Annotated in this window: 1 protein-coding gene; it reads left to right on the plus strand. The window is 47.3% G+C overall.

What is annotated here, in order from left to right:
- Nucleotides 1-20: 20 nt before the first annotated feature.
- Nucleotides 21-15,320, plus strand: coding sequence for a beta strand repeat-containing protein (locus ACJJIW_RS13145; protein ID WP_444935404.1), 15,300 nt, complete (start codon nucleotides 21-23; stop codon nucleotides 15,318-15,320).
- The last annotated feature ends 86 nt before the right edge of the window (nucleotides 15,321-15,406 follow it).

Here is a 15,406-nt window from a genome sequence, read left to right on the forward strand (position 1 = left end):
CAAATTGGGAAGGCATGTTCATGCGCAGCACGGCTTATAATCATTCACGGCTTTTGGCGTTTAAAAAAGATGCTCGACAGCTGTTGCAGTACTTGTGTGTTTCATTGCTATGTGCTTCGGCATATACATATGCCGAAGTTGCGGTGGATGAAGAAGTTTCTCCCTGGCAGCTTTCAATTGTTGGTGCCAGCACAGGTGATGTCGTTCTAAGTGGCGATGAGCAGGCATTAAGTCTTGGGATTTCAGAAATTTGTGTAGCTGAAAATCTTGTTTCTGAAGATTTTTCCTCCAGTTCAAGTGAGGACCTGGCATCGCTTGGGTTTCATAGTTTTGGTGACAAGGCCTTGTCGGTACTGAATGAACGTGTCACTGTAACCGCACAAGTTGACCAAGTTCTTTTAGCCCCGACTGTGCTAAGTGATTCAAGTGAGATTACTCTCAGCGCTTTCATTAATTCATCAACGGATGTAGATGCCGGCACCGATTCGCTCAGTATCTATTTAACTGATGCCGAATATGTTGGCTATGGGGTCCAGTATCAAGGGGACGGTACGACAGGTGTTTGGGCCCTTGTTCACTTTACAGGCGTAGACAGTCAAATCAATTTGGCTCAGGTAGCTGCGGCTGGTAATCATCCAACTACAGGGCAAACTGTTACCTTGAATCGCTCTGGCGATACTTTCACAGCTACTGTTGGAGGGGCTGATATTGGTCTCTCTTACACGGTCGGTAGCGGTATCGGCGACCTATCTCGCTATGGTATACGGGCCACATCGCTGGAGATTAGCGACAACAATTACCTAGATAATCTAACATTAACTTTTTCCTCAAGTGCTACTTGCCCTGCCTTAGCAGATACTGGTGAGTGGGATGATGCCTATTCTTTACACTTTGTATATCAAGAGTTGTTACAGCAGGGAGAGTTATTCGCCCGCTTATCCAGTCATAGTAATAGCGGGTCAGGTATTGCAGGTATTGCATTACGAAATGGCACTGCAGCAACTGATAAAGCTGTTGCGCTAGTGATGGATCCGGCCGATAACAGTATTGGACTTTTCACCCGAGATACGGATGACGCAGCCAACACATTAATTACCACTGGACAAACCGGTGCTTTACCCCAGTGGTTAAGATTGGTACGTGACGATGACACTATCACAGCTTATATCTCTACGGATGGTGTGAGTTGGACTCAGGTTGATAGCGTTTCAATCAGCTTTGACGATATTGTCAAAGCCGGAATTGCGGTGGCAGTCACCGGAAGCGAAGACCAATCCCTTGAGTACGATAACCTCAGCGTCTTGAGTGAGTTGTCCGGTGATATTACTACAGACATAGAGCTTGCGGCACATCAAACCTATTTGGTGACTGGTAATGTAGATGTTAATAGCGGGGTGACTCTTACTATTAATGAAGGTGCTACCATCCTCTTTGAGGGAAATTATACATTTGAGGTGAATGGTAGCCTAACCACTTCCGGTGGGGTGGATACGCCTGTGGTATTTACTAGTGCACAGGTTTCGCCAGTCAAAGGTGATTGGTATGGCATCGTGGCAAATGATGGTGGTTCATTAGATTTAAGTTATACCACCATTGAATACGCCAATTATGGGCTTTATGCGAAATCCGGTAGTAACTTTAGCCTCAACAATAGTACTTTACGACACTTTGACGAGCACGGTATTTACGCCCATAGCGCTATGGGTTCAATTAAGAATAGTACAATTCAATATGCAGATAATACCGGGGTCTATCTGTATGGAGTAGCAGATGTCACCGTTAGTGATAATACGATTACAGATAACCAATATGGCTTTTACATTAAAGGCAATAGTGGTACTGCTACAACCCCAACTATTACCGGAAACACTATTACTGGTAACAGTAGCTATGGCCTCTACTTGTATGGAGTTAATGATGCGGACTATGACCCGCAACCGGTGATTACGGGGAATAGTATTTACAGTAATAGCAGTTATGACTTGTTTACCTACTATTACGAAAGTGGTGCGCTCAATATTGATGCTTCAGGCAACTGGTGGAACACTACAGATCCAGAATCTATTGCAGCAGAAATCTACGATTATACGGATAGTACTTCTTACCGTCCTATCGTGGATTACAGTGGCTATCTCGATGCTGAGGATGGAAGTGCAGCAGTTAGCTATAGCTTACTTGGTTATCTGACAAGGGATACCACTTTGGTGTCGGGCACCACTTACACCCTCTTGAGCACAGTGCATGTGCAAAGCGGTGTAACCCTGACAATTGAGCCCGGTGCTCGTATTGAAGTCCGTGATAATTTTAGGCTCAAGGTTTTTGGAGCCCTGGAGGCTCAGGGGACTAGTGATAGTCCAATTGTATTTACCAGCGATAAGGCTACTCCCAGTGTTGGTGACTGGTATGGAATCGTGGCAGAAAGTGGCGGCACGGTAACTCTGGATTATGTGACATTAGAATATAGCGACTATGGGCTGTACGCGGATGCGGATAGTACATTCAGTATTAGCAATAGTACCTTGCAATACTTTGATGAAAACGCTGTATACGCCTACAAATCCAGTGGCTCAATTCATAACAACATAATTCAGTATGCAGATATTGCTGGGGTGAGCCTCTACGGTGTAGCAGATCTCACCGTAAGAGATAACCTAGTCACGAATAACCAATACGGCTTTTATGTTAAAGGTTATAGCGGTGTTGCCACCACCCCAATCATTACTGGTAATACCGTTACTGGTAACAGTCGCAATGGTTTTTACCTACATGGAACTTATACAGCAGAATACGACCCTCAACCGGTAATTAATGGAAATAGTATTCACAGCAACAGCAGTTACGATCTGCAAACTTACTATTATGAAAGTGGTGCGCTTACCGTTGATGCCGCAAGTAACTGGTGGAATACCACAGATGCTGAATTGATCGCAGCAGAAGTTTATGACTATTCCGATAGTACTACTTACCGACCTGTAGTGGATTACAGTGGTTACCTGGATGCCGAGGATGGAGATGAGGCAATTAGTAATGGCTTGCTTGGGTTCCTAGCCGAAGATACCACTCTGGTGGCGGGTACAACTTATACGCTCTTGGGCACTTTGTACGTGCAAAGTGATGTAACCCTGACGATCGAACCGGGCGCTCGCATTGAGGTCGCTGGCAATTTTAAACTGAAAGTCTTTGGCACCTTGGACGCCCAGGGCACCAGTGGTAACCCCATCGTATTTACCAGTGATGAGAGTACCCCCAGCGTTGGCGACTGGTATGGCATTGTAGCGGAAAATGGCGGCACGGTGACCCTAGACTATGTGACGCTGGAGTATGGGGATTATGGCCTGTATGCAAACTCGGGCAGTACTTTTAGCCTGAGCAACAGTACTTTGCAGTATTTTGATGAAAGTGCTATCTACGCTTACAGCGCCAGCGGCTCAATTACTAGCAACACTATTCAGCATGCCGATAATGCCGGGGTATATCTCTACGGTGTTGCGGATGTCACCGTCAGTGACAATACGATCACGAATAATTACTACGGCTTTTACATTAAAGGCTATAACGGTGTTGCCACTACCCCAACAATTACAGGCAATACTGTTACCGGCAACAGTCGCAACGGCTTCTATTTACGTGGTGTTTACAGCGCAGAATACGATCCACAACCGGTAATTACCGGCAATAGTATCCACAGTAATAGCAACTACGACTTGGAAGCGTACTATTACGAAACTGGTGGGCTTACGATCAATGCTACGGGCAACTGGTGGAATACCACGGATGCCGGATTGATCGCAGCAGAAGTTTATGACTATACCGACAGCACCACTTATCGGCCGATCGTGGATTACAGTGGTTACCTGGATGCTGAGAGCGGAAGTACCGCGACCAGCAATGGCCTGATTGGTTTCCTGGCCGAGGACACCACTTTGGTAGCGGACACCACTTACACACTCTTGAATACAATATATGTAGAAAGCGGTGTGACCCTGACGATTGAACCCGGCGCTCGCATTGAAGTGGGTGGTAATTTTAGGCTCAAGGTTTCAGGCACCCTGGATGCCCAGGGCACTAGTGACAGCCCGATCGTATTTACCAGCGATAAAAGCGAGCCCAGTGTCGGGGATTGGTATGGCATTGTGGCAGAAAGTGGCGGCACGGTAACTCTGGACTATGTGACGCTGGAGTACGGGGACTATGGCTTGTATGCGAACTCGGGCAGTACTTTTAGCCTGAGCAACAGTACTTTGCAGTATTTTGATGAAAGTGCCGTTTACGCCTATATCGCCAGTGGCTCGATTAATAGCAATATTATCCAGTATGCCGATAATGCCGGGGTATATCTCTACGGTGCTGGGGATATCACTGCTAGTGATAACGTTATTAGCGAAAACCAATACGGCTTTTATATTAAGGGTTATAGCGGTGTTGCCACCAGCCCAACAGTGACAGGTAACACGCTTACAAATAATAATTACGGTTTTTATATTCAGGGTTCCAGCAATGGTGGCACTAACCCAACCATTACCGGCAATACTATTACTGGTAATAGCAGCTATGGCTTCTATTTGTATGGGGTTCGCAACGCGGAATACGATCCTCAACCAGTAATTACTGGCAACAGTATTCACAGTAATAATAGCTATGATCTGTATACCAATTATTATGAGAGTGGTGTGCTTACCCTGAGTGCCACAGGTAACTGGTGGAACACTACGGACTCCGGGGAAGTTGGGGCAGAAGTTTACGACTATACCGATAGCACCTCCTATCGACCGCTGGTGGATTACAGTGGTTATCTGGATGCCGAAGATGGTAGCTCAGCGATTAACAATGGCCTGATTGGTTATCTGACCGAGGATACCACGCTGGTGACGGGCACCACTTACACGCTCTTGAGTACGGTGTATGTAAAAAGTGGTGTGACCCTGACGATTGAACCGGGTGCTCGCATTGAAGTCGGTGGTGACTTTAGCCTGAAGGTTTCTGGCACCTTGGACGCCCAGGGCACCAGTGATAACCCCATTGTATTTACCAGTGATGAGAGTACCCCCAGCGTTGGTGACTGGTATGGCATCGTAGCGGAAAGTGGCGGCACGGTGACCCTGGACTATGTGACGCTGGAGTATGGGGACTATGGCCTGTATGCAAACTCGGGCAGTACTTTTAGCCTGGGTAACAGCACTTTGCAGTATTTTGATGAAAGTGCTATCTACGCTTACAGCGCCAGCGGCTCAATTACTGGCAACACCATTCAGCATGCCGATAATGCCGGGGTATATCTCTACGGTGTTGCGGATGTCACCGTCAGTGACAATACGATCACGAATAATTACTACGGCTTTTACATTAAAGGCTATAACGGTGTTGCCACTACCCCAACAATTACAGGCAATACTGTTACCGGCAACAGCCGCAACGGCTTCTATTTACGTGGTGTTTACAGCGCAGAATACGATCCACAACCGGTAATTACCGGCAATAGTATCCACAGTAATAGCAACTACGACTTGGAAGCGTACTATTACGAAACTGGTGGGCTTACGATCAATGCTACGGGCAACTGGTGGAATACCACGGATGCCGGATTGATCGCAGCAGAAGTTTATGACTATACCGACAGCACCACTTATCGGCCGATCGTGGATTACAGTGGTTACCTGGATGCTGAGAGCGGAAGTACCGCGACCAGCAATGGCCTGATTGGTTTCCTGGCCGAGGACACCACTTTGGTAGCGGACACCACTTACACACTCTTGAATACAATATATGTAGAAAGCGGTGTGACCCTGACGATTGAACCCGGCGCTCGCATTGAAGTGGGTGGTAATTTTAGGCTCAAGGTTTCAGGCACCCTGGATGCCCAGGGCACTAGTGATAGCCCGATCGTATTTACCAGCGATAAAAGCGAGCCCAGTGTCGGGGATTGGTATGGCATTGTGGCAGAAAGTGGCGGCACGGTGGCCCTGGACTATGTGATGCTGGAGTACGGGGACTATGGTCTATATGCATCAGAGGGTAGTACCTTTAGCCTGAGTAACAGCACTCTGCAGTATTTTGATGAAAGTGCTATCTATGCTTATAAAGCCAGTGGCACGATCACTAACAACACTATTCAGCATGCGGATGTCGCTGGTGTATATCTGTATGGTGTGGCGAATGTTACTGCTAGCAATAATATGATTACCGAGAGCAGCTATGGCTTTTATGTTAAAGGCTATAACGGTATTGCCAGCACTCCAACAATGACAGGCAACACACTTACAAATAATAATTACGGTTTTCATATTCAAGGTTATAGCGGGGGTGCCACTAACCCAACCATTACCGGCAATACTATTACTGGCAGTAGCAACTACGGTTTCTATTTATACGGAGTTCGAAACGCGGAATACGACCCTCAACCAGTAATTACTGGCAACAGTATTCACAGTAATAATAGCTATGATCTGTATACCAATTATTATGAGAGTGGTGTGCTTACCCTGAATGCCACAGGTAACTGGTGGAACACTACGGACTCGGGGGAAGTTGGGGCAGAAGTTTACGACTATACCGATAGCACCTCCTATCGACCGCTGGTGGATTACAGTGGTTATCTGGATGCCGAAGATGGTAGCTCAGCGATTAATAATGGCCTGATCGGTTATCTGACCGAGGATACCACGCTGGTGACGGGCACCACTTACACGCTCTTGAGTACGGTGTATGTAAAAAGTGATGTAACCCTGACGATTGAACCGGGTGCTCGCATTGAAGTCGGTGGTGACTTTAGCCTGAAGGTTTCTGGCACCTTGGACGCCCAGGGCACCAGTGATAACCCCATTGTATTTACCAGTGATGAGAGTACCCCCAGCGTTGGTGACTGGTATGGCATCGTAGCGGAAAGTGGCGGCACGGTGACCCTGGACTATGTGACGCTGGAGTATGGGGACTATGGCCTGTATGCAAACTCGGGCAGTACTTTTAGCCTGGGTAACAGCACTTTGCAGTATTTTGATGAAAGTGCTATCTACGCTTACAGCGCCAGCGGCTCAATTACTGGCAACACCATTCAGCATGCCGATAATGCCGGGGTATATCTCTACGGTGTTGCGGATGTCACCGTCAGTGACAATACGATCACGAATAATTACTACGGCTTTTACATTAAAGGCTATAACGGTGTTGCCACTACCCCAACAATTACAGGCAATACTGTTACCGGCAACAGTCGCAACGGTTTCTATTTGCATGGTGTTTACAGCGCAGAATACGATCCACAACCGGTAATTACCGGCAATAGTATCCACAGTAATAGCAACTACGACTTGGAAGCGTACTATTACGAAACTGGTGGGCTTACGATCAATGCTACGGGCAACTGGTGGAATACTACGGACTCTGAATTAATTGCAGCAGAAGTTTATGACTATACCGACAGCATCACCTATCGGCCGATCGTGGATTACAGTGGTTATTTGGATTCCGAGGATGGAAGCTCAGCGGTTGGTAATGTTTTAAATGGTTACCTGACCGAGGATGCCACTCTGTTGGCAGGTACTACTTATACCATTTTGAGTACAGTGTACGTGCAAAGTGGTGTAACTCTGACGATAGAACCGGGCGCTCGCATTGAAGTGGGGGGAGGTTTTAGTCTTCAGGTTGCAGGTACCCTGGATGCCCAGGGTACTAGTGACAGCCCAATCGTATTTACCAGTGATAAAAGTGAGCCCAGTGTCGGGGATTGGTATGGCATTGTGGCAGAAAGTGGCGGCACGGTAACTCTGGACTATGTGACGCTGGAGTACGGGGACTATGGTTTATATGCATCAGAGAATAGTACCTTTAGTCTGAGCAATAGCACTTTGCAGTATTTTGATGAAAGTGCTGTCTACGCCTATAAAGCTAGTGGCTCTATTAGTAACAGCATTATTCAGGATGCAGATATCGCTGGGGTGTACCTTTACGGTGTAACAAATACTACTGCCAGCAACAACTCGATTACCGGTAGCAATTATGGCTTTTATATTCGGGGTTATACCGGTGTTACCAGTACTCCAGCTATAACTGGTAATACAGTTAGCGGTAACAATTACGGCTTCTATATTCAAGGCTATAGCGGTGGCACCACCACTCCAACCATAACTAGCAATACGGTTACCGGTAATAGCAACTACGGTTTCTATTTGTACGGAGTTCGCAACGCGGAATACGATCCTCAACCAGTAATTACTGGCAACAGTATTCACAGTAATAATAGCTATGATCTGTATACCAATTATTACGAGAGTGGTGTACTTACTCTGAATGCCACAGGTAACTGGTGGAACACTACGGACTCGGGGGAGATTGCAACAGAAGTTTACGACTATACCGATAGCACCTCCTATCGACCGCTGGTGGATTACAGTGGTTATCTGGATGCCGAAGATGGTAGCTCAGCGATTAATAATGGCCTGATCGGTTATCTGACCGAGGATACCACGCTGGTGGCGGGCACCACTTACACGCTCTTGAGTACGGTGTATGTAAAAAGTGATGTAACCCTGACGATTGAGCCGGGTGCTCGCATTGAAGTCGGTGGTGACTTTAGCCTGAAGGTTTCTGGCACCTTGGACGCCCAGGGCACCAGTGATAACCCCATCGTATTTACCAGTGATGAGAGTACCCCCAGCGTTGGCGACTGGTATGGCATCGTAGCGGAAAGTGGCGGCACGGTGACCCTGGACTATGTGACGCTGGAGTATGGGGACTATGGCCTGTATGCAAACTCGGGCAGTACTTTTAGCCTGAGCAACAGCACTTTGCAGTATTTTGATGAAAGTGCTATCTACGCTTACAGCGCCAGCGGCTCAATTACTGGCAACACCATTCAGCATGCCGATAATGCCGGGGTATATCTCTACGGTGTTGCGGATGTCACCGTCAGTGACAATACGATCACGAATAATTACTACGGCTTTTACATTAAAGGCTATAACGGTGTTGCCACTACCCCAACAATTACAGGCAATACTGTTACCGGCAACAGTCGCAACGGCTTCTATTTACGTGGTGTTTACAGCGCAGAATACGATCCACAACCGGTAATTACCGGCAATAGTATCCACAGTAATAGCAACTACGACTTGGAAGCGTACTATTACGAAACTGGTGGGCTTACGATCAATGCTACGGGCAACTGGTGGAATACCACGGATGCCGGATTGATCGCAGCAGAAGTTTATGACTATACCGACAGCACCACTTATCGGCCGATCGTGGATTACAGTGGTTACCTGGATGCTGAGAGCGGAAGTACCGCGACCAGCAATGGCCTGATTGGTTTCCTGGCCGAGGACACCACTTTGGTAGCGGACACCACTTACACACTCTTGAATACAATATATGTAGAAAGCGGTGTGACCCTGACGATTGAACCCGGCGCTCGCATTGAAGTGGGTGGTAATTTTAGGCTCAAGGTTTCAGGCACCCTGGATGCCCAGGGCACTAGTGATAGCCCGATCGTATTTACCAGCGATAAAAGCGAGCCCAGTGTCGGGGATTGGTATGGCATTGTGGCAGAAAGTGGCGGCACGGTGGCCCTGGACTATGTGATGCTGGAGTACGGGGACTATGGTCTATATGCATCAGAGGGTAGTACCTTTAGCCTGAGTAACAGCACTCTGCAGTATTTTGATGAAAGTGCTATCTATGCTTATAAAGCCAGTGGCACGATCACTAACAACACTATTCAGCATGCGGATGTCGCTGGTGTATATCTGTATGGTGTGGCGAATGTTACTGCTAGCAATAATATGATTACCGAGAGCAGCTATGGCTTTTATGTTAAAGGCTATAACGGTATTGCCAGCACTCCAACAATGACAGGCAACACACTTACAAATAATAATTACGGTTTTCATATTCAAGGTTATAGCGGGGGTGCCACTAACCCAACCATTACCGGCAATACTATTACTGGCAGTAGCAACTACGGTTTCTATTTATACGGAGTTCGAAACGCAGAATACGACCCTCAACCAGTAATTACTGGCAACAGTATTCACAGTAATAATAGCTATGATCTGTATACCAATTATTACGAGAGTGGTGTACTTACCCTGAATGCCACCGGTAACTGGTGGAACACTACGGACTCGGGGGAAGTTGGGGCAGAAGTTTACGACTATACCGATAGCACCTCCTATCGACCGCTGGTGGATTACAGTAGTTATCTGGATGCCGAAGATGGTAGCTCAGCGATTAACAATGGCCTGATCGGTTATCTGACCGAGGATACCACGCTGGTGGCGGGCACCACTTACACGCTCTTGAGTACGGTGTATGTAAAAAGTGATGTAACCCTGACGATCGAACCGGGTGCTCGTATTGAAGTCGGTGGTGACTTTAGCCTGAAGGTTTCTGGCACCTTGGACGCCCAGGGCACCAGTGATAACCCCATCGTATTTACCAGTGATGAGAGTACCCCCAGCGTTGGCGACTGGTATGGCATCGTAGCGGAAAATGGCGGCACGGTGACCCTGGACTATGTGACACTGGAGTATGGGGACTATGGCCTGTATGCAAACTCGGGCAGTACTTTTAGCCTGAGCAACAGCACTTTGCAGTATTTTGATGAAAGTGCTATCTACGCTTACAGCGCCAGCGGCTCAATTACTGGCAACACCATTCAGCATGCCGATAATGCCGGGGTATATCTCTACGGTGTTGCGGATGTCACCGTCAGTGACAATACGATCACGAATAATTACTACGGCTTTTACATTAAAGGCTATAACGGTGTTGCCACTACCCCAACGATTACTGGTAATACTGTTACCGGCAACAGCCGCAACGGTTTCTATTTGTATGGTGTTCGTACCGCAGAATACGATCCGCAACCGGTAATTACCGGCAATAGTATCCACAGTAATAGCAACTACGACTTGGAAGCGTACTATTACGAAACTGGTGGGCTTACGATCAATGCTACGGGCAACTGGTGGAATACCACGGATGCCGGATTGATCGCAGCAGAAGTTTATGACTATACCGACAGCACCACTTATCGGCCGATCGTGGATTACAGTGGTTTCCTGGATGCTGAAGACGGAAGTATCGCGACCAGCAATGGCCTGATTGGTTTCCTGGCCGAGGACACCACTTTGGTAGCGGGCACCACTTACACACTGTTGAATACAATATATGTAGAAAGTGGTGTGACCCTGACGATTGAACCCGGCGCTCGCATTGAAGTGGGTGGTAATTTTAGGCTCAAGGTTTCAGGCACCCTGGATGCCCAGGGCAATAGTGACAGTCCGATCGTATTTACCAGCGATAAAAGCGAGCCCAGTATCGGGGATTGGTATGGCATTGTGGCAGAAAGTGGCGGCACGGTGACCCTGGACTATGTGATGCTGGAGTACGGGGACTATGGCCTGTATGCAAACTCAGGTAGTACTTTTAGCCTGAGCAACAGCACTTTGCAGTATTTTGATGAAAGTGCTGTCTACGCCTATCAAGCCAGTGGCACGATCACTAATAACACTATTCAGTATGCGGATGTCGCGGGTGTATCTCTGTATGGTGTGGCGAATGCTACTGCCAGCAATAATACGATTACCGGTAATAATTATGGTTTTTATATTAGGGGCTACAGCGAGGTTACCAGCACGCCAAGCATAACTGGCAATCTGACCACGGATAATGACTTTGGTTTTTATATTCAAGGTTATAGCGGTGGTGTCACCAATCCAACCATTACCGGTAATACCGTTAGCAGTAGTGGTACCTACGGTTTCTACTTGATTGGCGTAAGTAATGGAGACTACGATCCAAGCCCGATAATTACTGGCAACAGTATTCACAGTAATAGTAGCTATGAACTGTATACCAACTCTTATGAAAGTGGTGTGGTCACCGTGGATGCCACGGGTAACTGGTGGAACACCACAGACTCCGGGGAGATTGCGGCGGAGATCTTTGATCACACTGACAGTACCTCCTACCGACCACTAGTGGATTATAGTGGCTATCTGGATGCCGAAGATGGTAGTTCAGCGATCAGCAATGGCTTGAATGGTTACCTAAGTGAAGATACCACTTTGGAAGCGGGCAACACTTATACCCTCTTGAGCACTGTATACGTGCAAAGTGGCGTGACCCTGACGATTGAGCCCGGCGCTCGCATTGAAGTGGGTGGTGACTTTAGCCTGAAGGTCTTTGGCACCTTGGATGCCCAGGGCACCAGTGATAACCCCATCGTATTTACCAGTGATGAGAGTACCCCCAGCGTTGGCGACTGGTATGGCATCGTAGCGGAAAGTGGCGGCACGGTGATCCTGGACTATGTGACATTGGAGTATGGGGACTATGGCCTGTATGCAAACTCGGGCAGTACTTTTAGCTTGAGTAATAGTACTTTGCAGTATTTTGATGAAAGTGCTATCCACGCATACAGCGCCAGCGGCTCAATCAGTAGCAACACTATTCAGCATGCCGATAATGCTGGGGTATACCTGTACGGTGTGACGAATGTCACTGCTAGCGATAACGTGATCACCGATAACCAACACGGTTTTTACATTAAGGGCTATAGCGGTATTGCTACCACACCAACGATTACGGGAAATACTATTACCGATAATAGTAACTACGGCTTTTATTTGTACGGAATGAGGGAAGCAGAGTACGATCCGCAACCTGAGATTACCGGCAATAGTATCCACAGTAACGGTAGTTACGACTTGTATACGTATTATTACGAAAGCGGTGTAGTTACGGTTAATGCTACGGGCAATTGGTGGAATACTTTAGATTCAGGGGAAATACAGGCAGAAGTCTACGATTACAGCGATAGCACTTCCTATCGACCGTTAGTGGATTACAGTGGCTACTTGAGCAGTGCCAATGGAAATTCCGTATACGATCACTACCTCCGCTTGGATATTGATACTGACACGAGCTTGGCTGCGGGATCCTATATTGTTGTTGACGATATCAATGTAAATAGTGGTGTGAGTTTAACGCTGGAAGCTGGAGCAATATTGGTATTCCCTGCCGGTCACTCACTAACAGTAGAGGGAGATTTGGTAGTTAGTGGTTCCAGTTTACAGCCGGTAATATTTACCAGTGAGGCCCAATACCCTGTGGCAGGCGATTGGCAAGGTATCGTCGTAGCAAGTGGTGGCAGTGTCAGAATTGATAATGCTTACATCCAATATGCTGAAAATGCAGTCTCTACGACTTCGCCTTCTGCGTTCAGTGTTACCAACAGTATTATTACTGACTTTAGCGAAAGCGGGATCAGCATTAACAATTTTACCGGTGGCACGATTACCAATAATTTGATCCAAAATACAGGTTATATTGGTACCGGGCTAGCCCTGGATACTGCATCCCCAGCAGTAACTGACAATATTGTTACTGGCTTGAATTACGGTGCCTATATTACCGGGGCCTCTTCACCGAGCTTAACGGGTAATAGTTTTATCGATAATAATTATGGTATTTACCTGAATGGTTCGGGTAGTGATGCTACCAATCCAACGCCCACGATTACCGGCAATGATCTCTATGGTAATACCAATGGCAGTTTGTACCTCAATAACTATGGTAGTAGCTCGGCGGTGGTGTTGAATGTTACTGGCAACTGGTGGGGCAGTGCTGCACCAGAGTGGGGGGTAGATATTATCGGGGTTGATTCACCAGAAACTGCAGTAGATTACAGCAGTGCCCTGGCTGCAGAGATTCGAGTAATAACATCCGACTTAAACGGAGATTACGAATACTTTTCCCCAAATAGTGATGGCACCCAGGATTCATTAGCTATAACTGCCACCTTGAGTTCAGCTAGTAATTGGGATCTGGAAATCAGTAATGAATCCGGAACTGTTGTGAATACTTTCTCTGGAACTGGTACAGATATTAATATCGATTGGGATGGTACTGACAGTGGCAGCACCGTATTAAATGATGGTCGTTACTATTTATTCTTGAAGGTAACTGATGCGGAGAATACCAGTTATCGCGCGGGTGCTATTTGGGTAGAGCTGGATAACACTGCCCCTATAGCCGAAATGACTAATGTAAATAACGGCGATACCTTATCAACTGGGATTACGGCTCTGGAGATTGTAGGCAGTGCTACCGACAGCTTCTTTGTTGACTACACCGTGGATTACCAGCTGAGTGGTGATACCGATAACTGGGTAAGCCTCGAATCTTCAACATCATTGGTAAGTGAAAGCACTCTCGCTGAATGGGTCGTTAGCTCGACTGACGGAACTGTTGAGGCACCGGCAAATGGTGACTATCAGGTACGTTTGGTTGCCAGTGATAGGGCGGGGAATATCTCTACGATTATTCGTACGGTTACTCTTGACCTGATTAGTATTGCCAATGTTAGCCGTAACCAAACTACGGTTAACCCAGTTTCTGGAGAGAGCCTGGTAATCAGCTTTGACTTGTCTGCCGGCGCTACTGTTACGTTGGATATTAAAGACGAGCAAACTGAAGAGCTGGTTCGCAGTGTGGTGGAAACCTTTGATAGTGCGGGTAATTATTCCCTGAGTTGGGATGGCAAGAATGACGAGGGTAATTATGTTCAGGAAGAGGCATACACCTATGATCTCACCGCAGTGAGTGGAGGTGTTGAAGGTGTGTACGCTATTGAGAATGTAGGCACCAGTAGTGATGTCTTAATAGGCAGTATGGACTCCACTATGAATGCAGCACAGAACGACTTTATGAAAGCTGCAGTCACACCCACTTCGAATGTGCGTGTCTATATGGAAGTGACACCAAGTGGAGGTGACAAGCGCATTGTCTACGATAACGTTCCTATGGAAGCTGGCGCTCACTACTTGGTGTGGGATGGTCGCACCGCAGATGGCGTGCTAACTTCAGGATCTTTTTCCACCTATGTGCCTTATCCAGAAGTTCTGCCCACCAACGTGGTAATTATTGACGGCATAAACCCAAGTATCAGCGGCACACTGGACGCACCCAACATCGAAGTAAAATCCGATCCCTATCTGATGTACCACAGCTACGATCAAATCTCGAAAGTGGCTTACTTGTTGGATCAGGACTCCTACGTAACCTTCAAACTGTTACCGCCGGATATCGGTGACCCGACAGATGCCGGAGCGATCACCTTGATCGATAACCAGCTGCAAGCCGCTAATGACAGCGATGGCGCAGTAGCCACTCACGAGGTGGAGTGGACCGGTTATGAAGAGAGCGATGGCAACGCGATTATGGTCTCGGATGAAGGTGTGTACAGTTTCTGGATAGAAGCGACTTCGGCAACTACCGGAGCCAGTACCACTTACTACGGCGCATTGCAGCTGTATCAATAATGGTTAGAGCGCTAGCGGTGTTTTAGTTCACCGTTAGCGCCTAACTGACAAGTCGGCGCTAAATCAAAAAACAACCAAGAGAACAA

Source organism: Microbulbifer maximicatervae (SeqCode) (genome assembly GCF_052467815.1).